The organism is Shewanella sp. WE21, assembly GCF_002966515.1.
GTDB classification, from domain to species: Bacteria; Pseudomonadota; Gammaproteobacteria; order Enterobacterales; family Shewanellaceae; genus Shewanella; species Shewanella oncorhynchi.
The window spans coordinates 3,814,947-3,840,344 of record NZ_CP023019.1 but is presented as its reverse complement, the minus strand read 5'-3'; the positions used below and the strand labels follow the sequence as shown (position 1 = coordinate 3,840,344).

Genomic DNA, 25,398 nt, shown 5'->3' with positions numbered 1-25,398 from the left:
CTTCTAGTTATCCAGCGTCAGCCATCGCCACCGCTTGCTCTATGTCTACCGCAACTATACGAGACACACCGGGCTCGTGCATAGTCACGCCAATAAGTTGATCCGCCATTTCCATGGTTATTTTGTTATGGCTGATATAAATAAACTGTACGCTCTGTGACATTTCTTTTAGCAATCGACAGAAGCGTTCTACGTTGGCATCGTCTAATGGCGCATCCACTTCATCTAACATACAGAAGGGAGCAGGATTCAGCCTAAAAATGGCGAATACCAATGATAAAGCGGTTAATGCTTTTTCACCACCCGAAAGAAGATGGATTGTGCTGTTCTTCTTCCCCGGTGGTTGGGCCATGATAGTCACGCCCGTTTCTAGCAAATCGTCGTCAGTTAACGCTAAATAAGCTCGGCCGCCACCGAACACTTTCGGAAATAAGCGTCCGAGATCTTCGTTGACTGAGTCAAATGTCGTCTTAAAGCGGCTTCGGGTTTCCTTATCTATTTTACGGATCGCTTCCTCTAAGGTTGCAAGCCCTTTATTTAAATCGTCATCTTGATGATCAAGATAAGATTTTCGCTCACTTTGCTGTTCAAATTCTTCGATCGCCGCAAGGTTAATGGCACCTAAACGAACAATTTTCTGCCGTATTTGATCTAAATCACTTTGCCACTTGTCTGGCATCCCCTCTGCGGGCAAGTTTCCAAGGATTTCAGACAGAATGATTTGCTGTTCCTGTAAGGCTTCCAGCTGACTATTCGCTTGGCCTTTTATTCCTTCACGACGTAACTTTAACGTGCTCAGGCTTTGAGTCAAGTCCTCAAGCTTACCAAGCTCTTGTTTTTGCTTTATTCCTATACGGTTTAATGTGTCTGTGAGCACACTTTGCTGCTGACGAACCTCTTTTAAGCCCTGTTGTTGCTCATGTTGTTGCTTTAGTAACTGCGTTAACTGTTCAGTCAACTGCACACTATTTTGCACCCCACTCAATTGGGCAACTTTGGCAAGTTCTGTTAACACAGACTCGCGGGAGTGGATGAGTTCATTGACACGCACTTGCTGTAATTCAATTTGCTCCGTGCTCACGGCCATGCGCATAGTCACGGCTTGCAAACCCGTCGCAGTGGCTGATAATTGACGTTCTACCTCAGTAATACGCCCTTTTAATGCTTGATGGCGCACACTATCGGCCTGTGTGTCTTGGATGAGTTGCCGCTGAATATCTTCACTAGCCTGCAGCGTCTCATCGAGCTCCATTTCTTGTTCTGCTAATAATTCGCATTGCTCGCTTAAGCGTTCAATATCAATCAAACTCGTACTTAAAGCCGCGTCGAGTTTACTTTGCTGTTCGACGCGCGCCTTCACTTGCTCGATTAAACCACTAAGCTGCATCGACTTAGTCGCTTTGTCTAACTGCAATTGATGTAATTTTTGCGCGCCATCGGTCAGTTGCAGTCTTTGTTGCTGCAAAATAGCCGCAAGATCTGTCATCTTGTCTTGCCGAATCTGCAGGGATTGTTGCAAATCGAGGATATTTTGCGCTAACTGAGCTTGCTCTTTACTGAGTTGCACCAGTGACTGGGCGCCCTCTGTTTTAGTGATTAAAAAACCTTGTCCCAGTAGATAACCGTCGGCAGTGACAATCCGTTGATCTGATGTTAGCTGTGGCAGCAGTTCTTTCGCTGCATGGATATCCTTTGCCCACTTAAGCCCCGCTAACCAAGGGACGAGATTCACCTTAGCCTGTAAAAATTCACTTTGGCTTGATTGTGACGCTAACGCTTGAAACCCCATTTCAGTTTCAGTGACGCCAACGGGCAAGGTCAACAAGCCATTTAGGGCGAGTTCCGCCGCTGTTTCCCAACCATTTTCAACGGTTAAACTCTGCCATAACTGCGGTTTATCACTCTGCTGTTCTTGCTTAGTCAACCACTGTTCAACCAGCTCATGGCGCGCTTTAGTCGCGGTTAATTGCTGCTGAATGTGCTCAGCGCTATGACGGGCTTCATCTAAGGCTTGCGTACTTGCACTTACACTTTGTTCTTGCTGATGATTAATTTCATTTTGCAGTGTGAGCGCATCATCCAAAGACTCAATATCTTGCTGCAATGGTGTAATACTCGATGCGAGATCACCGTCCATTAACGCCGAAAGTTGCGCCTGCTGCTCACGACTTTGCTGCTGTTTGTGTTGCAGTAATTGCTGCTGATGCACTAACTGGCTGCGACGCAGTTCAAGCTGTAACTTATGCTGAGAAACATCCGCTGCCTGTTGGCGCGCCACTTCGGCCTGCTGCTGACTGCGTTCAATGCTCATTTCCCATTGGGATTGCAGCTCATCCATGATCTCTTGTTGCTCATCATGCTGTGGCCCAAGTTTGGCAAGCTCAAGCTCTAACGCGCTAAGACTCGCTTTATAACCGTTAAGCTTATCGGTGTTTTGTTGGATCTGCTCTTTGACTTGCGCCAACTGGGTTTCGAGCTGGGCGTCGCGCTGCTTTTGATTCTGTAGCTGTTGCTCTAACTTAGCGACTTCAGTACCAGTCAGATAATAGGCTTCAACCGCTCGCTGCTCTTGCTCCGCCAGTTGTGCGAGTTGTACTTGCAATTCAGTGGTTTGTAATTCATCGGTTTGCGCGAGTGACTGCGCCGCCGCTTGCTGCACTTCAATAGCACTTATCTGCTCAGATAGGCTCGCCATCTGAGCTTGCAACTCTTGATAGCGCATCACAAGGAGTTCAGCATGGGTCTTACGCTCGGCCTGTTTAAGCTCACGATATTGTTTAGCGGCTTTAGCCTGCTGCGCGAGTTTATCTAACTGCTTACCGAGTTCACTGCGAATATCGCCCAAACGCTCGAGGTTTTCGCGGGTATGGCGAATACGGTTTTCAGTTTCGCGCCGACGCTCTTTATAGCGGGAAATCCCAGCGGCTTCCTCAATAAAGGTGCGCAAGTCTTGGGGTTTAGATTCAATCAGGCGGGAAATAGTGCCTTGCTCGATAATGGCATAACTTCGCGGGCCAAGACCTGTGCCCATAAACAAGTCGGTAATGTCTTTACGACGACACTTTTGACCATTGAGAAAATACCAAGACTCACCGTCGCGGCTCACCTGACGCTTAACGACGATTTCTTCATAACTGGCATACTGACCCGCGAGGCGACCTTCTTTGTTTTCAAAAATAAGTTCAACACCCGCCACAGACACAGGTTTTCGCGCGCTTGAACCGTTAAATATCACATCGGCCATAGAATCACCGCGTAGGTGCTTCGCCGAGCTTTCACCGAGCACCCAACGCACGGCATCGATCACGTTCGATTTACCACAGCCATTTGGGCCAATAATGGCGGTTAATGCCTGTAAAAAAGGAATTTTCGTAGGATCGACAAACGACTTAAAGCCGGCAAGTTTTATCTGTTTTAATCTCATGGTGCCAGTTAGCGCGTCTCTGAAGTCTGGCCCGAAAATGAGCCAAGCGGTGCAAATGCATTTATCGGCCAACTTTAACAAAGCAGGCAGCATTTTGTAACGCTTTTTATTGAATTCATGCGGCTTTTAGCTTGTCATCTGTCCATGAGTTGATCACAATCGCATATAGCTGTCGCTTAACTTTTTGGAAAAACGATATGACACAGAAAAAAACCTTGCCCTTCCCAGCCAAAAGTGGCGTTAATTATTTTCTCGATGGCTTTGGTTTAATCACACGTAAAGGCCTGCGCACTTTCGTATTTATTCCGTTAATGATTAACCTTCTGCTGTTTGCTGGCGTCATTTATGTAGCCATAGGCCAGTTAGATACGCTATTCACTTGGATGAATGCCCAGCTCCCTGACTACTTAAGCTGGTTAAACTTTTTGCTTTGGCCACTCGCCGTCACCACTATGCTGGTGATGCTTGCTTTTGTATTTAGCTCCGTCATGAACTGGCTCGCTGCCCCCTTTAATGGTCTGTTGGCTGAAAAAGTCGAGCAGCTATTAACTGGTAAGCAGCTGAATACCGGTTCTGGTATTGATTTAATCAAAGACTTACCGCGTATCCTTGGGCGTGAGTGGATCAAACTCAAATACTATCTGCCCCGCGCACTGGTATTTTTGTTATTGTTTTTAGTGCCTATGGTAGGCCAGACGCTGGCGCCGATTTTATGGTTTCTGTTCAGCGCTTGGATGATGGCGATTCAGTACTGCGATTATCCCTTCGATAACCACAAGGTCAGTTTTAAAGATATGCGCTTTGCCTTGAATCAAACCCGTGGCACCAGTTTTAGCTTTGGCGCAACTGTGACGCTATTTTCGATGATCCCCATAGTCAACTTTATCGTCATGCCAGTGGCGATTTGTGGCGCGACGGCCATGTGGGTCGATAAGTATCGTGAAGCGTATCGCAACCATGCCATCGCACCCGAGTAGTAACACCAGCAGTGCTGAGTCATGGCTCAGCACTGCTCCCCAATTTTTTTAGACCCAATAATCCAATCATGTTTCGCCTCGTTAAAATCAACGCAAACCTTGTAACAATTACTCGCTATTGTTAACCTCACATTTTCTGGCAAAATGCGCGCCACGAATGTGTTATTTGAGTCTTTTTTGTTGAAATCAATCTTAGCCATCATCTTATCTAGTCTTACTTTTCTACCTGTAACTTGTCTTGCTGGCTATGCCAGCCAATTTCAGTTAGCCATTCCAACACTTAACAGTGCTGCCAATATCGACGGTGAGTTGGACGATGCCATTTGGCAACAAGCCGCAGTCACAGAGCTCAAATACGAAACCCAACCAGGGGAAAACATTGCCGCATTAGTGAAAACCGAGGCGCGAGTCTATGCGACTAAAACCAGTCTTTTTGTGGCATTTACTGCCAAAGACATTAATCCCAAACTCATTCGGGCCACACTCAAGGACAGAGACAAGCTGTGGAGTGATGATTTAGTCGGAATTAAACTCGATACTTTTAATAATGCCCGTTTAGCGTACCAATTTTTTATTAATCCCCTTGGCGTGCAATTAGACTCAATTGAAAACGAACTAACGGGTGAAGAAAGCGAAGCATGGGATGGTATTTGGAAATCCGCAGGCAAGATCACCGCCGATGGCTATCAGGTCGAAGTCGAATTACCACTGAGACTGTTTAACTTTGACGACAAGAAAAGCCTGCAAGAATGGGGCTTTGAGCTAATTCGTTATTATCCACGCAATGAAAAACATCGCCTATCGACCCATAAGATTGACCGTAATACGAGTTGTCAACTTTGTCAGTTAGGTGTGGCTTCTGGCTTGGCGGGGGCAGAACAAGGACAGGATGTACAAATCACCCCGACTTTTATCGCCAACCGTAACGAACATAAACAGGCGGATGGCTGGGAAGCTGATAACAATCTCGAGCCAGGTGTAGACTTGCGCTGGGGCATTAATTCCAGCACCTTACTCAATGCCACCATTAATCCCGATTTTTCCCAAGTGGAATCCGATGCAGGCCAGCTCGATGTGAACAGCACTTTCTCCTTGTTCTATGATGAGAAACGGCCGTTCTTTTTGGATAATAAAGACTATTTCGACACACAGGTAAATCTACTGCACACCCGCAATATTGTTGCACCTGACTATGGTATCAAACTGACAAGTAAGAGCGATGATCACACCTTAGCTCTGCTAGCGAGTAACGATAGCCAAACCACGTTTTTGGTACCGGGAAATTTAAGCTCAGAGGTTGCCTCGCTTGATCAAGAAAGTTTGAACCTTGCGGGACGTTATCGTTTCGACATGAGCAAAACTTTCTCCATCGGTGGATTACTTACCGCGAAAACGAGCAGTGACAACACTCACAATGGTACAGTAAATAACCCACACGATGGGATTAACAGCCAACCCGATTACCACAACTATGTCATTAGTGTGGATGCGAAATATCAACCAACACCACAGGACAGTTTCACTGCGCAAGTGGCCCAATCAGATACTCAGTACCCCACGGGAGTCTATCGTCAATTTTGTACTGATACTGAAAATGACCCTAGTAATGGGTTGCCCTGTGGCCAATCTCAGCTTGATTGCGAACTCGGTCACTGCCAACTCAACGAACAAGTATTACGTAGCCAATCTGATAACCGCTTTGGCGGCAATTTATATCAGTTAACCTTTAAGCACGAAGAACGAAATTGGTTTGCTTACAGTGAATACAACGCAGTTGATCCCGATTTTCGTGCCGATTTAGGCTTTGTCGAAAAAATCGATTACCGCACCTTTGAGGCTGGTGCGGGTTTGATTTGGTATCCTACGGGCACCTTTAACAAGGTGGAATTAGCGGGAGATTGGGATATCACTCATAACCAAGCAGGCGAACGACTTGAAGAAGAGTATGAAGCCTACATCGAAATCCTCGGCGCATTACAAAGCGAAATCACCTTTGGTGTAGAAACCCGTGAACGGGTGGGCCCTCGCCGCGATGCTTCACAACTCACTATCGCCGGAAATAGTCAACTATATGATGAAACCCAAGTGTGGTTTTATGGCGCAGTAACCCCGTTATCGCCCCTGAGTATGGAGCTTGAAATGTACTACGGCGATGAAATTGATTTTATCAATGATAGGCTGGGCACTAAAACGCAAATGAACCCGAGTCTCAATTGGAAAATTGCTAATGGACTTTCTATCGATATCTCCCATGTTTATCAGCAAATGGATGTGGAACAAGGTGCGCTTTTTACCGCTAATCTGAGCGATGTACGCCTCAACTGGCAATTCAGTCTACACAGTTTTATTCGCCTTTCTAGCATTTACACCCGGATAAATCGCAATGTGGCGCAGTATTTATATTCGGCGCCGCAGAGTGAGGAAGCGCATTTAGGCAATGAGCTCCTCTACGGTTATAAACTCAATCCGCAGAGTGTGTTCTACCTCGGATACTCTGATAGTTTACAGGCTAATGATGAGTTAAGCCGCCTGACGCGGGACGAGAAAACCTACTTTATGAAGTTAAGTTACGCATGGCTGCTATAAACAATCATTGCCTTAAACAGAAAGCAACTTAGGCAAACAACTGACATAAAAAAGCCCACATCTTCCTCGATGTGGGCTTTTTATTATGACGGTGAGAATCTTAGACCTTCTGCAGAATAACACTGCCAATAGAATATCCTGCGCCAAACGAACTCAATAAACCTAAATCGCCAGTCTTAAAGTCACCGGAAAACTTGTGAAATGCAATAACAGAACCCGCGGAAGCCGTATTGGCGTATTCATCTAACACCACGGGCGCTTGTTCCGCTGACACATCATCCCCAAGCAACTTTCTCACCACGAACTGATTCATGTTGATGTTGGCTTGATGTAACCATAAACGTTTGAAGGACTGTGGCGTTAACGCTTGTTCGGCCAGATGTTCATCCAAATGTTGATAAATCATCGGCAACAGCTCTTTAAATACCTTGCGCCCTTGTTGGTGGAATAACTTATCGGCTTGATGGGCCGCACTCGGATCGCAGCGGTTCAAGAAACCGAAATTACTGCGAATATTGTTCGAGTAATCGGTAAAACAGCGGCTTGAGATGATCTTAAACACATGGTCAGACTGGGCTAAGCTTTGTTCTTCCAGTACCAGAGCCGTCGCTACATCACCGAAGATAAAATGGCTGTCACGGTCGCGATAATTCACCTGTGCCGAGCAAATTTCAGGGTTGATCACTAGCACTCTTGAGGCAGAACCCGTAGCAATGGCATTAGCCGCGGCGACAATTGCAAACGTCGCCGATGAACACGCTACCTGCATGTCGTAACCATAACCCCGCGTACCCAGTGCACGTTGAATTTCAATCGCCATAGCAGGATACGCACGCTGAGTATAAGCGCAGGCAACAATCACTAAGTCAATTTGCTCAGCCTTGAGATTGGCATTCTTTAGTGCCATCAAGGCAGCTTCAAGGCCAATCTCGGCCTGCATCGATAATTCGTCACTACTGCGCTCAGGAATTAGCGGCATCATGACTTCGGGATCCAGAATGCCCTCTTTCACCATCACATATCTGTGCTTGATGCCTGAGGCTTTTTCAATAAACTCGCTTGATGAATAGGACAAAGCCGCAACATGGCCTTGCTCAATTAAGCCTGCATTTTCAAGATTGAAAATATCCACATAAGCATTGAAGCTCTCAACTAAGGCTTCATTGGAAATACTGTGGGGCGGCGTAAATAGGCCACTCCCCGAAATGACGACCTGTTTCATAAATGCTCCAAACGGGTACTGGTTGTAAGGTGAGCAGAGGATGCATCATCACTCGTAAGCACAGGTGCTAACTCATTTTGCCCCTGCGCTTGTTGCTCTAATCGTTGCTTTTTATGCATTTGCACTAAGTCTATCACGACTGTTAAGATATTTTATCTTGGATCCCCTGCCGATTGGCATCCCAAAATATTTGCATAAAACCAAGTAAGCCTGTGGTAAAGCCTGCGGCATAGCCACCATAACGGCCAAACGCGGCCCATAAACTGATGTTGGCACCATCGAGCTGGATCACCCGAATGCCCAACATCTTCTTACCTAAGGTTTGACCATCAAATCGTGCAGTAAAGACGGTAAAGTAAAACGCTGCCCAACCAAAACCCAGCCCCATATCACTCAGAAAGCCTTTCACCCAAGCGACAACACTATGGCTTGTAGCTTCATCAACGGTTCTGAGGCGAGAATATTGCGAAGGGCTCACATTCACTGCATCAGCCACCGCACTTTGCGGCTGTACATCCGGCGAAATAGCTTGAATAGGCTGAAGTGGCTCAGGCGGAGAATCTGTTGTCGCCAACGCAACAGGAAGCGTAATAACAGGCCATAGACTGCCATTAAGCACTTCCGCCTGTAACTTTTCACTGTCTATGGCAGGCAAACTACTGTTGGCTATGGTTGCTAGCACTATTTCACGTTGATCATTTTCTGTCATGCCCTTTGATCCTGAAGCGCTTTTTATCGCTTCATGTAGGGATTGAACTTGAGTTTTACCACAAGCATAATTATTGCACTGGCTCAACGACATCAATGCTGGTAGTGACGTAATGATTTGTTCACCTAATGCCAATTGTTGCTCTACTCCCTCACTGCTTTTAACGTCTGTTCCATTAAAATCAAACAGATTATTAGCGGTTGTCAGCAACATAAAAACCAACATCAAGGCATAAAGTCCCCACTTGAGTAAACGACCAAACTTACGATTGTGCTTTTCAATCCAGATAATACTGACCACCAGCAAGACAAACATCCAATCCATCTGCTCAGCTAACACAGTGATCAGCAAACCATCAATCAGTATGGCTAACATCCGCTTCAACGGTGTCGCCAATGGGGTATATAACACGGCTGCTGCAATGGTAAATGCCTTTGGTGTTACCATCGTTTTTGGATCTTTACCCAGATCCATTTGTTGCTGCTTCATCTTTGCGCTTGTCCGATACGAGTGATAGGCTAGTTTTACGATTGAGACATCAAGAAGTTATCCCTGTTAATGCCACAATCTTTTTTATGTTAGAAAGAGGTTAACACAGTTAAACTGGCTGCCAATCAGGGTTTGCGAATAACAGCACTCCCTTTAATAACCAAATCGAATAAAGAAGAACAAACAATCACTTCTAAAAGCGCCACAGCAGATTATGATTCAGTAGTGCCAACATAGGAGCAAGCAATCCATGAGCAAAATTTTCGAAGATAATTCATATACTATTGGTAATACACCACTAGTACGTTTAAACCGTGTTAGCCAAGGTAAAGTGCTGGCCAAAGTCGAAGCCCGTAACCCAAGTTTCAGTGTTAAATGCCGTATCGGTGCCAATATGATTTGGGATGCCGAGAAGAAAGGTCTATTAACAAAAAATCACGAGCTGATTGAGCCAACATCAGGCAACACAGGTATTGCATTAGCGTATGTTGCCGCGGCCCGTGGCTATAAACTGACCCTTACCATGCCAAATACCATGAGTTTAGAGCGTCGTAAGCTACTCAAAGCCCTAGGCGCAACTCTCGTGCTGACTGAAGGCGCGAAAGGCATGAAAGGTGCGATTGATAAAGCGGAAGAAATTCGCCAATCGGCTCCTGAAAAATACATTTTATTGCAGCAGTTTAATAACCCTGCTAACCCAGAAATCCATGAAAAAACCACAGGTCCAGAAATCTGGAATGATACCGACGGTGAAGTGGATGTGTTTGTTGCTGGTGTAGGTACTGGCGGTACAATTACTGGCGTAAGCCGTTACTTGAAAAAAGTGGCCGGTAAAACCATCACCTCAGTTGCGGTTGAGCCAGCAGATTCTCCTGTTATAGCTCAAACCTTAGCGGGTTTACCAGTGCAACCAGGGCCGCATAAAATTCAAGGTATTGGTGCAGGCTTTATCCCAGGTAACTTAGATTTAGAATTGATTGACCGTGTTGAGGCTGTAACTAACGATGAAGCCATCGACATGGCCCGCCGCTTAATGCAAGAAGAAGGCATTTTAGTGGGTATTTCATCGGGTGCCGCCGTTGTCGCCGCCAGCCGCATCGCTGAGTTGCCAGAGTTTGCAGGCAAAACCATTGTGGTGATTTTGCCATCGGCTGCCGAGCGTTATCTATCTTCAGTCTTGTTCCAAGGCCAATTCGGCGACGAAGAAAACGTTCAATAAACGACGTTTTATCGTCCTTAAAATACCCAGCTTTGGCTGGGTATTTTTATTTATGGCATTCCATTATTTAGATCTCGATTACAGAGCATAAACAAGTTACTGCTCAAGTTTGGATACAGCTCATAGTTCTTCGTATCTCAACTGGCTTTCACGGCTAACTTGGTTATAAAGAACGGACCCGCTCGCCAATTCATTCCTTTTTATGTCTTTTTACCGAACATCAAGTAATATCAGCGCCTTCAATGCAAAGTTTGAAGCTCAAAAAATTGCCTTTGGCCCCATCAGCTTTCAAGTCGCCCACTGCCTACTCAAATTCGATGTGCTAGCGCAAATAGATAACGCGGCTGAACGTGGGATCACTGCGGCCGAGCTAAGCCAATCGACACCACTGAGCGAGTACGCCCTTGGAGTCTTGCTGGATATGGGGCTCAGCATGGGGCTCGTTTGGCAGCATGAGTCTGGCTATGTCCTCGACAAAACGGGGCACTTTTTACTCCATGACGACATGGCCGCCATCAACCTTAACTTTGTGCAGGACGTTTGTTATCAAGGCCTTTTTAGCCTTGATACCGCACTACTCGAAGGCAAGGCCGCAGGACTCAAGGTTTTCGGTGACTGGGATACTATCTACCCTGCCTTGAAGGATTTACCACCCAAAGCGAAACAGAGCTGGTTTGCCTTCGATCATTACTATTCGGATCATGCCTTTCCACAGCTTCTGCCGTTAGTGTTCGCCCATAAGCCAATCCATTTAGTGGATATAGGCGGCAATACGGGAAAATGGGCACTGAGCTGCTGTGATTATGACGCAAGCGTTGAAGTCACGATTATGGATTTTCCGGGGCAACTAGAGGTAGCCACACAAAATGCACTCGCACGAGGTTTTGCAGCACGCGTGCATACCTTTGCCACCGATCTGCTGGACGACTCACTACCCTTTGTCGAAGGCGCCGATACTTACTGGATGAGTCAATTTCTGGATTGCTTCTCAAAAAGCCAAATCCTGAGCATTTTACAACGCACGGCAAAGGCAATGACATCAAGCAGCCAACTCTTTATCGTCGAAACCTTTTGGGATAGACAGCCATCGGCCGCCTCCGCCTATTGCGTAAATGCCACTAGCCTCTATTTCAGCGCCATGGCCAATGGCAACAGCCGCATGTATCACTCTAAGGATTTATTGGCCCTGCTTCACCAAGCGGGACTGTATGTGGATGAAGATACAGACAATCTTGGCCTAGGGCACACGCTACTGCGTTGTAAACTCAAACCTTAAGTTTAATAGCAACATCAAAGTAAACAAAACTTATGCAATGAATAAAATTAATCAAATTTATTTATCATTGATACCCGCAGTACACTAAATACATCAAAACAGCGCCCTAAAAAAGCGATGTTAAGCATTGTCAGTATTGAGAGGTATTCAAAATGACTTCAAAACGCAAACGCTGGACATCCCACGCAGCTAAACTTCCCAGCCCTATGGCTGGGTTGGCACTGGCAATTGCCAGCTTAGGTTGGACATGGGAGAACATGACACCTTCACTTAATGGCGCAGGACAACTCACAGGTGCCATCATAGCCTCTGTGTTGCTGCTACTGCTCATGGGTAAATTCATGCTTCATCCTAATATTTTAAAGGACGAGCTAAGCCACCCTGTGATTGGTAGTGTGATCCCCACCTTCGCCATGGGCTTGATGGTGGTGTCTAAATCACTCGGCGATTATTTCCCCCATGCAGGCTTAACTCTGTGGCTAGTCGCCATTGGTATCCATGTGATCTTCCTAAGCGCGTTTATCTACTTTCGCGCCATCGATTTTAAACTCGAGCACATGGTTCCAAGCTGGTTTGTACCACCGATTGGCATTATCGTCGCGGCGGTGTCTTTCCCTGTGTCTGATTACCAATGGTTAGCAAACGCCATTTTGGTTTTTGGAATGTTAGCCTACTTAATCATGCTGCCTTTGATGCTCTATCGCCTCATTTTCTGTCAGGCGATACCTGATGCCGCTAAACCAACCATTGCCATTCTTGCAGCTCCCGCCAGTTTATCACTCGCGGGCTATCTGACTGTTTGTGAGCAGGCATCAATTCCCTTAGTCGCCTTACTACTGAGTATCGCCATTCTGATGACCAGCATCATCTACTTGGCCTTCTTTCACCTACTAAAACTGCCCTTTAGCCCAGGCTACGCAGCCTTTACCTTCCCAATGGTGATCGGTGCAACCGCCCTCTTTAAAACCGCAGCTTGGTTAACGCAGTTCAATAACATGGGTGAGTTAGCGATATGGATAAAATACTTAGCAGAATTCGAACTGGTAATCGCCACCTTAGTGGTTGCCTATGTCGCCCTGCGTTATTTAGGACACTACTTTCCAGTGCAATTTAAAGTGGCAGAGCTAATAAACAGAATAGAACCAAGTAAAAATTAATTCTCTATTTTATGCACTCTGCACACATTAATTAGAAAAACCTACTGAAACTCAAAAGAAGATGAATATCGATTCATCTTCTTTTGAGTCATTAGAATATTAAAACAACCCCCTAAAAAAATCTGTTCAATTTCAAACCAAACCTATCCTAGGCCTTCTAAAAAAGTGCACATTTAAAAGAATAAACTATCTAACTTAAACAACATGGAACCCTTTATATCAAGCTCAGCTTCACGAGCAAACCTGAAGATATACGGAATGACAAACTAAATAAGCAACATTTCCTATTTTCTCTATAAAAATAATAAAAAAGTATGATTTAACCAAAAGAAAATTAAAACAAAACACAAACAATAAGATAAAACAAGGAAACTAAACAACAACATATTTAACAAAAAAACAACAAATAACACTAATCAGCCATCATTAACGGCATTAATGATGCACAAACCCTTTGTAAAAAAACATTTAGCATCAAAATTTACAAATTTGAAACAATTTAAGCAACATTTATAATGTTGCACTTGTTATTTTCTTGTGTTTATATCTTGAACCTAATTAAAGGTGACACTTATTGGTTACAAAAGTGACTTTTAATAAAATAAGAATTAAACAAAAAAACAAATGTTAAGGGAGAATAGAATGCGCGCAAAATCTACATTAGCCAAAGCAGTTCGCTTTGCGTTAATCAGCGGAGCTGCTACAGCAGCATTATCAACTTCAGCAGTATTTGCAGCTGAAGACGGTGCAAAAGTTGAACGTATTGAAGTAACGGGTTCTCGTATTCAAAGAACTGATATGGAATCAGCATTGCCTGTTACGGTTCTATCGGCTGAAGATATAGCTAAAACAGGCTTAAGCGACGTTTCTGCAGTATTAGCTCAAATGCCATTTAATACTGCGGGAAGTTTTATTAGTGACGCTGGAAGTTCAGCAAGTAACCATGCAAGTTCAGGCATGCGCGGATTAGGCTCTAACCGTACGCTAACATTAATTAACGGACGTCGGATCGCTCCTTCAGCAACATTTGGTGGTGATTCAACCAACCTCAACTTAATCCCTATGGATGCAATTGAGCGTATCGAAATTTTACGTGATGGTGCATCAGCTATTTATGGTTCTGACGCTATCGGTGGTGTAATTAACATCATTCTTAAAAAGACATTCGATGGCTTAGCATTCGATGCAAAATTCGGTAGCCCAACACAAGGTGGCCGTGATGAAAAATCTGCTTCTATTACATTTGGTAAAACTGATGATAAAGGTAGCAGTTTAGTTGTTATCGAACATAAAGCATTTGACCCTCTGCAAGGTGGACAACGCCCTCACATAACAGCTAACTGGGACCAAAAATATGGTCGAAGTGGTTTGTATGCTCCAGAAGGAACATATCGTCCTGTAGCATCTCGCCCAGGAAAAGGCGCTGATGGAACATTTGATGACCCTGTTTACACAGGATTACAAGTTCCAGGTAAAGACTGTCCTGCTGATAGAGTTATTACCACTAAAGATGGCTCGGCCTGTGGATTCAGTCATTTTGATGGCACAGATTACTTACCTGAACAAACTAAAGACTCTATTTTTTCAAATATGACTCATCGCATTTCTGATGAACTAGAGTGGTTTGGTCAAGCAATTGTAATGCGTGATAAATCAACCACATCTTCAACAGCATTATGGACTCCTAATCTATATATGGCTGCTGATAACAAGTTAAATCCAACATATGGCACAGCTCAAGCGTCAGAGGTTCAAGCCTATCACCGCTTAAAAGGTGTAGCTGATCGCAAAACAGAATTCGACTCAAATGTAGTCGATATCGTTACTGGCTTGAATCTTGAATTAGATGCTGGTTCATTAAGCTGGTATGTTCAATATTCTGATCAAGTCGTTAATATCGAAACGGACTCTTATGTCTTTGAAGATAAGTTACAAGAAGCTGTAGATAAAGAACTGTATAACCCTTTTGTGGAAGGTGGCAATGCAACACAGGCAACCTTAGATACATTTTTGCATACAGCAACACGTAAAGCGACATCGAACACAACTGGTACAGGTTTATCTTGGGCAGCTTTAGCACCAATAGCATTACCTGGTGGCGATTTAGGCTATGCCGTCGGTGTTGAATATCAAAAAATGGAGTACAAAGATACTCGTGATGCGCAACAAGCGGCAGGCAATGTACTAGGTACTTATGGTGGTGATTCAGCTGGTGACCGAAGCTATAAAGCTGCATTTGTTGAATTAGAGCTTCCAGTTCTAGAAAATTTAAACGTTAAACTTGCTAGTCGTTATGACCAATACAGTCTTCCTGATGTTGGCCAATTATCAAGTTCAATTAACGTGCGCTATGAAGTGCTTGATAACTTAGTATTAAGAGCATCTTATGGACAAGGCTTTAGAGCACCGTCTTTAGACGACTTACTAGGCGAGCCAGCAACAAGTTACGATTCAATAACTGATACAGCTCTGTGTCAAAGCTTACCTGCTGATCAACAAGCAGGTAACAAAGCATGTGAAGATAACCAGTATTTACGTAAAAGTTCAGGTAATAAAGATTTAGAACCAGAAAAATCAGCTCAATACTCATTTGGTGCAGTGTGGAACATCACCGAAAATATTGATTTTGTCGTTGATTACTACAATATTGAAATTACTGACCAAGTAAGTTATATCGATGCTCAGACTATTGTCGACTTAGAAGCGACAGCTGGTTTAGGCGCCTACGATCCAAACTACATTTATGTAAAACGTAAAGCTGATGGCACAATCGATGAAATTGGTGCTGGCAACATCAACATGGATGGCGTACAAACCTCAGGTCTTGATGTCTCTTTTACGTCTAAATACGATCTAGGCACTATGGGTGAGCTGAAGTTCGCAGTTGAGGGTACATATGCACTTGAATATTCAGAGCAAGCAAGTCCAATTGCTCAACGCTATGATGTTTTAGGAACTAAAGGTTATCCACCACTGCGTTTCAATACTACATTTAGCTACGCTATTGACGATTTCTCCGCGTCTTTAATCGCTAAATATATTGATTCTTATGATGGTGAAACACCACAACAGCAGGAAGCCGGCACTAATAAGCAAGACTTCTCTTCGTTTACAACTTGGGATATGACACTTAACTACGACTTCAACAATTATGGAAAAGTCACTGTAGGTGCACGTAACTTATTTGATGCTATGCCAACAGTTAACTATAGCTTAGGTTACCCTGGATACGACACTGATACGCACAACATCTTAGGTCGTGTAGTATTTGCAGGATACAAAGTTAAGTTCTAATATCGCATTTCTCAATTAGAACTAGAACCTAATCAAAAAACGGCATCTTCGGATGCCGTTTTTACATTCGACTCAGAATCCCAATAGTAATACTTAGATTAACACTAATGATTTATTTCTATTGACAAATTTAGATTGCAACCAATACTTATACTTAGATGTTGAAGATTGGGGTCATGTTAAGTATGGAGCACTTCTATCACCTTATAGAGACAAATGAATATATTGATATTGGTGACGTTGAAATCACTGATGAGTTCATTAATTCCTTTCATGCTGAAAAGTCGGTGTCATACGAAGAGACTCTGGAATTTTTTACAGTTGATAAGCCAATGTCATTTAAAGGCGTTCTTATGCTATTTACCAGTGAAGGTAAGCCGGTGTTTGAACCGAATGCTTACATCCTTGGTCGCCGCATCTTAGAGGGGGTAAAGGACATAAAACCCACCTGCTTTCATCTGTTGAGATATTACCGTTACTTGGATGCCAATCACCTAAAATGGGATGACCACGAAGAACGACTCCAGCGCTATCCAATCTTCCTTTATCGGGCCTACTTAGAAGGTGAGATAGAGAAAGGTAAAGTGAGTCGTGCCACAGCCGTTGCTGCCCTTTCGATTGCTAGGCGCTTCTACCTGTTTTGCTACCGTCATGGGTACATCTCTCAATTGCCTTTTGAAATCACAGGCACTACCAAATATGGACAGACGTTAACGGATTGCTCAATCCGAAGCGCAATCAGAGAAACCAATCTACAGCCATTGAATGACCTTGACCTACAGCATGTAAGGGACAATTGGCGTTGCAACGGGCTATCCCAAGAGTTTCGCCTAATGATTAGCGTGGCACTTTGTGTGGGGCTTCGCGCTATTGAGGTCACAGACATTAAACCCAGACACTTTGCCATCCCCAAAGGTTTTAAGGGAAAGACGCTAACAGGAATTTGGATTGGCCCTGATCACGATTGTAAAACCAAATATGACATCAATCGTCAGGTCTCAATGCCAGTTTGGCTGATGGAATCGGTTCATGGATACCATGGCAGTGAACGATACAAAAAGCGACAGCAACTGTACTTCATGAAGACGGGAGACACGAACCCTCCCGCTTTCATCAATAAAGATGGAGATCCATTCACCACCAGTAGTCTGAATTCATTGTGGAGTAGGTTGCGAGCTGCGATACAAGAAAACAGCAACCCCCACTTTAAGCACAAAGAGCATGATTGTAGGGCAACGTTTGGGGCTTACAAACTTGAGTCTCTGGCGCAAATCTACGAGCTGTCGATGATGCAGGCGTTGAAAATGCTCAAGGATGAAATGGGGCATAAAGATTTAGAAACCACCATGCTGTACCTCAAACACTACGAGGGTAACCCCGAAAAGAATCATCTCCCAGAGATAACCACGAACTTGCTAGAGGATGAGGTGCTATCATGACCGAAGCGATTGATACAGAACACACAGAGAACGCTCGCACCTATCGTTCAACACCAACCACCGAAATGATCACCGATAACACGCTGACAGCAATTACTAAGTGGAAATATGTCTGGAATAGTGGTAACGGGACTAATATAACGTGTGACTTTGCGCGGCTTAAAGCATGTGCCACTGATGAGCACATTCGTTTACTGATTTCCAAGTTCCAGCAGTCCGGGTGGCGCGAACCGTCAAAAATGATGAATTTTTCACTTATACGTCAAGTACTTAGTTATGCTTTTAATAGCCAAAGCGGAAAACAAAAGGCGAAGGTTGAGTTTTCACCTGCGACATGCACTCAGTACATTCATGCTGCCTACCTTTCTATGGTAAGTACAGGTGTCGGTCTTAACGGCAAGCCTATCCAAGCAAAGACGCTTGGTTGGCGTGGTTCGAACTTGAATTCGATTTGCAAGAAGTTTGGGTTTGGAACAATCCCTAAAGCAGCTCGCAACCTTGCTACCAGCTCAGCCTCATTAGATTCAAATAACTATACACTAAAGCAGTTGCGCTCAATCGCCTTTGCCTTATTGGCTGACCGCAAGGTGCTGTTAGCACGCTATCAGGATGAGTCACTCAACGAAGCTCAAAGAAAAATAGCGTTTGATAGATTGGTCCGCAATGCGGTGTTTCTGACCATTTACTATCTAGGGACCGGCCAAACAGAAACTCTGAGTATGTTTCTGGATGATGAATGGGTGTGCAAAAAGTCAGGCGCTGGTCGCATTAGCATAGAGGGCTTCAAAACTCGCGGAAACAAAGTTGAGCAGCGCTCTTTCACCCCGAGGGCAACCTGTAAGTGTTTTTTTGAATCACACCTTGCGCTATCAAAGGCACATTCCGTTTCTCTGGGGTTGAATAAGCATTACCTGTTTCGAAAAGCGAATGGCATGACACCGAGTGCCATAAACCTTAATACTTATTCTCAAGATTATTTAGTTAAACACTCCGAGCGTATTCAGTTGTTAATTAAGGAGAACCCTGATTTCCGCCTGAATTGTAATCTGCTGAAATCTTCCATTAAGCAGTATGCGGAGCAGAAGCTAGGGCGAAGCAAGGCGGCAGAAAACACCCGTAATGCACCGGAGACTTATGACAACTCCAAATATGGCAAGGTCTCCAGGGACGAAGCCAGAAGTCAATTGGCGCTAGGGTTAACGGCTCTGCACTATTTGGGCGAGAACCCTGACGGCGGAGCCGTTGTCGCGGTAGCACAGGCCAAAGAAGCGATTGGAGTTGTCATTTCGCACGAAGAATTCTGTGCCTTGAAGGAAGCAGATGCTGAGCGCCGTATCGTTAAGAATCAAAACGGTGGTTTTTGTAAAGGGGCCGACACACCTCAGAAAAAAGAATTCCAAAAAACCGTAGACAGGAGCGACATCCTCTCCGATGAAGAAAAATCCCAATTAGGCTGCGGATTTGTCGTGAAATGCTTTGGCTGCGCCAACTTTGGTGTTGTGGATGACCCTCATGATATATGGCGGTTATTGTCTTTTGAACAGCGATTAAATGAAGCCATGGCGGTGCATCAAAACGTAGAACACTTCATCGTCAACTTTGGCGAAGTAAAGGCCAATCTAAATAAGCTCAAAGCGCGTTTTAAGAAAACTAATCTCAAAGCGGCAATGAAATTACTAGGGCGCGAATGTCACCCACTGTGGGACGAAAATTCAGTCATGGATATATTCAGGGGGTTAGGCCATGTATAGCGTCAGTTTTGAAGTTGGCAAGTTTGAGCAATATGCGCACCCATCAACAGCCGACTCGCTCCCCATGCCCAGTGATGCGACAGTGGTGAGCGTGGATAAGGATGGCAACCCCGTCTCCTATTTCAAAGATGATGTTTGGGACTTTAATACATTTTTTAATCTCACCAATGAACCAAAATCGCGATACCAGATAAAATTCCATCCGAAAGAGCACAACCCCAGGCTGCTTATCGAACTCAAACAACGCATCTATTTTTTGATTTGGGGTGCACAGGGCAACCTACTACACATGGAAGGAGATACGTTTCGAAAGTTCAGCCAGTGTCATAACATAGCAAAGCATTCAAACTCTGTCCTACGAGTATTCAAAGGCACATCCATCGAATCCTTTTCCCTGCTTAGCAATGAACTGGTCTTTAGTCAATTGCTGCATGAAGTAAAACGACATAGTGAACAAACAGTAGCCCACCACTTAAAAGCACTGAGCGTCCTTGCGCAACTAAATCCACATTTTCCAGAACAGCGTCGCTTTTCACTTGGTCTTCCTGAAGGAAAAACAATCGAAAAAATTGCCAAGCAGTATTCATCGGCAGGCAAAGGGCATTACCCTACGGTTATCCCTGTTATTTATGAACAACTAATGGGGCGCTTGATAACAAATGTCACCGCAGCTCATGACAAGCTGAAAGACCTCGGTGATGTAAAAGCTTATGCCAATAAATATGGAGTAACAGAGCGCCAAGCCTATGATGCATTCAGGGCGATAGAAGGTGCTTGCTTTCTGACGCTTTCTGCATTTACGGGGATGCGAATTAGGGAGCTAACCCAAATTGACTCCACCTCTTACAAGGAGATTGACCTTGATGGTATTAAACTATGCACCCTGCGCTCTTGGACTAGGGTCTGTTGATCTTTCGAGAGTGATTTTTAGACAGCATGGCAAGACGTTATAATTTGCTTCGCCAAAAGTAACCATAACCTCAAGCCATGCCAAGACTTATGCTAACCGATGCACGCTGGGAAAAGCTATTTCATTTAATGAAAAGCACAGGCCGTGTTTATGACAAACCTGAACATAGACAAACATTCGAAGGTATTCTTTACCGCCTTAGAACAGGTATCCCTTGGCGAGATTTACCTAAAGAGTTCGGTCATTGGAGCACGGTCTTTAGACGGTTTCATTTATGGTCTAAGAAAGGCGTTCTAGCACATTTATTCAAGGCCTTAGCCAACCTTGCTGATATAGAATGGGTCTTTATTGATGGCTCGATAGTGCGGGCTCACCAGCACAGTGCAGGTGCAGCGACGCTAAGTAATGAGAGTATTGGTAAAAGTCGAGGCGGTAATTCAACCAAAATTCACTTAGCCGTCGACAGCGGAGGATTACCGATTTATTTCGAATTATCAGAAGGCCAAAAACACGATATTACACACGCCCCCAGCTTAATTGAGCACCTGAAGCAGGTTGATACCGTCATTGCAGATAAAGGTTATGACAGCGATGCTTTTCGTGAACTTATCGCAAATAAAGGCGGGAAATCTGTTATTCCAAGGCGCCGCTATAAGAATACACCTCAAGAAAGAGTCGATTGGTGCTTATATCGGTATCGACATTTAGTGGAGAATGCTTTTGGAAGAATTAAGCACTATCGAGCAATATCAACAAGATATGACAAGCTAGCAAGAAATTACGCCAGTATGGTGTCACTGGCGTTTATGTTAATGTGGCTGCCGATGTATTGCTGAACAACATTTGTACAGCAAAGATCAACAGACCCTAGTAAGTTAGAAAAATTACCCAGAGAAGATGCATGGGCCTGTGCCCCAATCTGTAAAAAGGCGCTAGAGGTCTTAACCGCGCTCAACGACAGCTATCGCTCCAACAAAGGCGACATTCACTGCTCACCGCGATTTAGTTTTGCTGGTCACCACGGTGCAGGTGATAACATCGCCCGTCAGTTAAAAGATATTGTACTGAATACAGATAACCTTGCATTCCTCTTCGCGGATTACTCAAAGTACCTAGATATTACTTATGACTCCGATGAAATGGATGAGGTGTATGGCTTGCTTAACCCAGTCGTACTCGCTCAATATAACCCTATTAAAGAACAGGACGATGGCTCATTTTACTGGCATTTTTCGACGCACTCGTTGAGACGTACCTTTGCGCATTTTGTCGTGGGAAATGGTCTGGTAACACTGGCCGCTTTGAAACACCAGTTTAAACACGTCAGCTTAGCAATGACGGCTATCTATGCCAGTCATGCGGAGGTCTTAACGCTGCTCGGCATAAAGAATCCCGCCAGCATTAAAAAAACGGTTGAAGACGCAGAGATGAAAAGCCACAAGGCTTACTTGCGGGACATGATAGACCACCCAGAAGAGCAGTCCGGTGGGTTTATGAAGGCGTTTGAGGGTGACCCTCATGTATTTAGCGATGAGCAATTTGAAGAGCTTGCTCAGAAAACTAAAGGGGCAAACAAATCGACCGGTTTCGGGACATGCTTTGCTGGTTTCAAGTGCAAAATGGAACACTTGTTTGAGCCATCGAGCTGTATTGGTCGTGACTGTGAAAACTTAAACATCAATAAGGAAGAGGCGTTGCGCTGGCAAGCGCGTCACGGGCGAATCGCGGCAAGATTACAACAGATGAAGGAAATGGGGTTCTACAACCAGAACACGCTTGCTCGTGAGTTGACGGATATTCGTGCCGCAGAAAAAGTGATGCGTGACCATCACATTGAATTTAAACTCTTTGAATTAATGGAGTTATAAATGGTTGATGTAAAAACAAAGTTATTAAACGCTTTTGAAGCCTTAAAAAAAGAAGGCAAGAAAATTAGCCCTTATGCTGTCGAAAAACGAGCGGGCGTGGCGAACGGCTCATGCAAAAATCACCCAGCAATATTGGAGATGATTCTGGATGAAAAGGCTCGTTACCACCCTAACCCCACTGTGGCTAAGAAGGGGGAATCTAAGCAGAAAAAGCAGGTTGATAAGGAGCGGTATGATGACTTGGAAGAATCTAACAAACGCTTGAGAGCTGAGAGTGGCCAGTTTAGAAATGAAAGTCATGGCAACTTTCGTAGCCCAGTTAACATGGGAGTTGCACCGCTACAAAACATCAACAAGACAGCACTCTACTAATGTGAAGAACATTAAGATGTAAAGCCGAAAAGCAGAACTGACAGGTTGCCCAACTCAGTTCTGCCCCTTTTCTTGTTGGATCATATGCTCGCAACATTTCTTTTTGACTCCCTTTGACCTAGTTAAGCTAATGCGTTTACTATGAAATACATAAAGTTAGACTGAAATAGTTGAGCTTGATACACGTTGTATTTCTTACTGGAATTCGAATGAAGCAATTATTTAAGTATTTACCTGAACCAAGAAACCTTTTTGAAGAAGGGTTCATCCGATTGTCGCAAATGGTTGCGCTGAATGACCCTTTTGAAGCTTCATTTTGTATGGCTAGCTTGGAGCAATTGTCATCACACTTCGATGAATCAAATGCTTACGACTTAGAGTTAGGAAAGTTAAGTTTTTCAGACTATGTTCAGAAGAATATGCATCATATTGGAGTGATTAGCTTCTCTGAAAACAAAGAAAACCTCTTGATGTGGGCACATTATGCAAATGAGCATAAAGGAGTAATTGCAGGTGTATCTCAATTCGATGAAAGATCTATCTTTTATAAGCTATTCAGAGCTGACGCCTTAATCAATACCTCAATGGCAGAAGAGTTTTCCCCCTTTGATGGCGTAGCAAAGCCCGTTTCTTACCGAAAAGGACTAAGATACCGTCATGACAAGTTCGATTATGACTACTCTAATATTAGTGTGGAAGGGGCTGATCGTATTCTGTACGAAGTGTTTATGCAAAAAAGTGATGAGTGGATCTATGAACAAGAGCACAGAGTGGTATTACGCCTTGAACAAGCAGACAGAGTTATTATCGACAAGCTTCAAGATGTCGAAAATGAACCAATTCGTAAGTTATTAGCCGCAAACCCCCATGTCAAAATTGACCAAGATACAGGAAGGTGCAGCATCGACTTATGGATGTTTGATGACGACAGCCTTCGTGTTGCCGTGGCAATGAGTCTAGTGAAGCTTAGTAAAAAACCATCAACTATTTTCCTAATGAGGCTATGTGCAAGTAGCATCAATAACTGTCTTATTTGCTTAAAATCATCACTGAAAAAACAGGACGTGCTCGGCGGTTATGCAAACTCCGTGGGTTACCTAGATGTATGGAAAGCTACCAAAAATAGTGACTACTATAGTCTGGAGTTTGAGGAAATATGACACGGTTCTAAGCGACTTTGCCATGCTTCATTTAATTGATTGTGTTAACGCCCGAAACTCATTTATGTATAAAAACTGTTAGTTTTCTGGAGAAAGAGTATGGACTTTGGTCAACTTGACTTATTGAGTAGTGGTGTTGGTGCTATTTGCGTACTCCTGATAATCTTCATAATTAGACTCGCAGGGTCTTCTTACTTGAAGAAGAAAGGAGAAAACTTAGCAACAAAAGAAGACATAAAAGAAATAACCTTTAAGATCGAGGCGGTTAAAGCTGAGTTCGACCTTAAAAATGAGTTTTACAAAACGTATGAAACAGGCAAAAGGTCTGAATTATTGTGTTATTACGATAAAGTCACAGAATTTAGGTATGAATATTTAGCTGTGAATATTGGTAACTTTCCGATGGATGATGGACAATCATTATTCGATTTTCAACAAAAATTTCATCTACAGGTTGTTGAGGTTCTCAAGCAATATCAACGCTTAGTTGTATACCTAGAACAGAATTCAAGCATCTTGTTAATCGCTGAAAAGCTAACCAATCTTGCATTGAGCACAGATAAAGTTATGCGCTCTAAGTTTCCGGCTCTAAAACGTAGTTCTATTGAAGAGTCTGTAGCTTATGCAGAGGCTAAGTGTACAGGTGACAAAGCTCCATTTCACATAGCAGCGGATAAAACTGATAGAGCAAATGAAGAGTTTTTAGCTGAACTACGTCCTTTATCAAAAGAGTTTATTGCTGAGTATTCTAAGTATTTGTCTGAACTAAATCGGGAAATCACATCAGACAAACCTAACACTTAGCGATAACTGAAGTAATTTGCGGATCTCTAATTTAGTAAGATCACTGACACGTTTCTGTCCAAACTCGTGTCAGGCCGATCAGTTCTGGCACGTTTATGCCCCAAAGTTGCTTAGAGTCGATGCTCTTCTCTAAACAAACGTGTTGAGATTGACCAACATTTTCTAATCTAAAAAGATGGTGCGAGTTTTAGATGCGACAATGAGTATGATAATTCGATTGGGCATTGTTTTCTTTAATGAAATCAATAAAAAGAGTTTGAGCAGATGAGATGTTATTATGTAACATGGATTAATACCGATTTCATGGAATCAAAATATGAAGAAATTAGCAATATTCTCAGCAGTAGCAATAAGTTCACTAATGACAGGTTGTGTGGCTGTTTGGGGAGGTTCTTACAACATTGACTTCGCTGATAAAGATGTAGTTCAAGTAAACTATGATTCTTCGGTGATCAATTACCCACACATGCTCGCACAAGTAGCTTCACACTGCGCTGCATATGGGAAAGGCTATGAAAATGATTCCACTATCACAAATGGTTGGGGCATTACTATGGCGATTTATCGTTGTAGAGGCGAAATAGAACCTGACGTCATTCCTAAAAAAATCACAGTTAAATAGGCCTCTCTCAAGGCTATCATTAGTTTTGAGCAGACTATTTTATGCCCGTTCCGTTTTAGCAGTATGATTGGATACACATATCCGAGCTGAAGCATTGACCAACAAATCTAATAATGCTT

The 25,398-nt window shown here is 43.8% G+C and carries 17 protein-coding genes and 1 pseudogene; 15 read left to right on the top strand and 3 right to left on the bottom strand.

The window, feature by feature from the left end:
• Window positions 1-7 precede the first annotated feature (7 nt).
• On the bottom strand, window positions 8-3,424 hold the full coding sequence (locus tag CKQ84_RS17055) for a chromosome segregation protein SMC (RefSeq protein ID WP_105253099.1): 3,417 nt from the start codon (window positions 3,422-3,424) through the stop codon (window positions 8-10).
• A gap of 197 nt (window positions 3,425-3,621) precedes the next feature.
• Between CKQ84_RS17055 and cysZ the strand changes: the two genes are divergently transcribed.
• Both cysZ and CKQ84_RS17045 read left to right on the top strand, forming a co-directional pair.
• Complete coding sequence (cysZ, locus tag CKQ84_RS17050) at window positions 3,622-4,401, top strand: sulfate transporter CysZ (RefSeq protein ID WP_028760963.1); 780 nt, start codon at window positions 3,622-3,624, stop codon at window positions 4,399-4,401.
• Between the two features lie 177 nt (window positions 4,402-4,578).
• Complete coding sequence (locus tag CKQ84_RS17045; protein ID WP_254053114.1) at window positions 4,579-6,987, top strand: carbohydrate binding family 9 domain-containing protein; 2,409 nt, start codon at window positions 4,579-4,581, stop codon at window positions 6,985-6,987.
• Between the two features lie 100 nt (window positions 6,988-7,087).
• On the opposite strand, the gene CKQ84_RS17040 is transcribed toward CKQ84_RS17045, so the two are convergent.
• A complete protein-coding gene (locus CKQ84_RS17040) occupies window positions 7,088-8,209 on the bottom strand; it encodes a beta-ketoacyl-ACP synthase III (RefSeq protein WP_105252150.1) in 1,122 nt (373 codons plus the stop codon).
• Window positions 8,206-9,407: pseudogene (locus CKQ84_RS17035) on the bottom strand (RDD family protein). Before CKQ84_RS17035 ends, CKQ84_RS17040 begins: the two are co-directional and overlap by 4 nt.
• Before the next feature lie 250 nt (window positions 9,408-9,657).
• On the opposite strand from CKQ84_RS17035, the gene cysK reads away from it, so the two are divergent.
• From cysK to CKQ84_RS16970, 13 genes are all read left to right on the top strand, one after another.
• Complete coding sequence (gene cysK / locus CKQ84_RS17030; protein WP_105252149.1) at window positions 9,658-10,626, top strand: cysteine synthase A; 969 nt, start codon at window positions 9,658-9,660, stop codon at window positions 10,624-10,626.
• Between the two features lie 202 nt (window positions 10,627-10,828).
• On the top strand, window positions 10,829-11,902 hold the full coding sequence (locus CKQ84_RS17025; protein ID WP_105252148.1) for a methyltransferase: 1,074 nt from the start codon (window positions 10,829-10,831) through the stop codon (window positions 11,900-11,902).
• 152 nt (window positions 11,903-12,054) lie between these two features.
• Window positions 12,055-13,059, top strand: a complete 1,005-nt coding sequence (locus tag CKQ84_RS17020) for a TDT family transporter (protein WP_105252147.1) — start codon at window positions 12,055-12,057, stop codon at window positions 13,057-13,059.
• Between the two features lie 642 nt (window positions 13,060-13,701).
• A complete protein-coding gene (locus CKQ84_RS17015) occupies window positions 13,702-16,353 on the top strand; it encodes a TonB-dependent siderophore receptor (protein ID WP_105252146.1) in 2,652 nt (883 codons plus the stop codon).
• A gap of 176 nt (window positions 16,354-16,529) precedes the next feature.
• Window positions 16,530-17,792, top strand: a complete 1,263-nt coding sequence (locus tag CKQ84_RS17010; protein ID WP_254053113.1) for a site-specific integrase — start codon at window positions 16,530-16,532, stop codon at window positions 17,790-17,792.
• The gene (locus CKQ84_RS17005; RefSeq protein WP_105252145.1) at window positions 17,789-19,543 is read left to right on the top strand and encodes a hypothetical protein; all 1,755 of its coding nucleotides are present in this window, start codon (window positions 17,789-17,791) and stop codon (window positions 19,541-19,543) included. Before CKQ84_RS17010 ends, CKQ84_RS17005 begins: the two co-directional genes overlap by 4 nt.
• Entirely contained in the window at window positions 19,536-20,453 is a 918-nt protein-coding gene (locus CKQ84_RS17000; RefSeq protein ID WP_254053112.1) for a hypothetical protein, read from the top strand. Before CKQ84_RS17005 ends, CKQ84_RS17000 begins: the two co-directional genes overlap by 8 nt.
• A gap of 77 nt (window positions 20,454-20,530) precedes the next feature.
• The gene (locus tag CKQ84_RS16995) at window positions 20,531-21,289 is read left to right on the top strand and encodes an IS5-like element ISSod6 family transposase (protein WP_011071076.1); all 759 of its coding nucleotides are present in this window, start codon (window positions 20,531-20,533) and stop codon (window positions 21,287-21,289) included.
• Between the two features lie 303 nt (window positions 21,290-21,592).
• Entirely contained in the window at window positions 21,593-22,321 is a 729-nt protein-coding gene (locus tag CKQ84_RS16990) for a hypothetical protein (RefSeq protein WP_254053111.1), read from the top strand.
• Window positions 22,322-22,693 carry a hypothetical protein gene (locus CKQ84_RS16985; RefSeq protein ID WP_254053110.1) on the top strand — a complete coding sequence of 124 codons (372 nt, stop codon included), beginning with the start codon at window positions 22,322-22,324 and terminating at the stop codon, window positions 22,691-22,693.
• 209 nt (window positions 22,694-22,902) lie between these two features.
• The gene (locus CKQ84_RS16980; RefSeq protein WP_105252144.1) at window positions 22,903-23,853 is read left to right on the top strand and encodes a DUF2971 domain-containing protein; all 951 of its coding nucleotides are present in this window, start codon (window positions 22,903-22,905) and stop codon (window positions 23,851-23,853) included.
• A 99-nt stretch (window positions 23,854-23,952) separates the two neighbouring features.
• Complete coding sequence (locus tag CKQ84_RS16975) at window positions 23,953-24,657, top strand: hypothetical protein (protein WP_105252143.1); 705 nt, start codon at window positions 23,953-23,955, stop codon at window positions 24,655-24,657.
• A gap of 316 nt (window positions 24,658-24,973) precedes the next feature.
• A complete protein-coding gene (locus CKQ84_RS16970; protein WP_105252142.1) occupies window positions 24,974-25,279 on the top strand; it encodes a hypothetical protein in 306 nt (101 codons plus the stop codon).
• Window positions 25,280-25,398 lie beyond the last annotated feature (119 nt).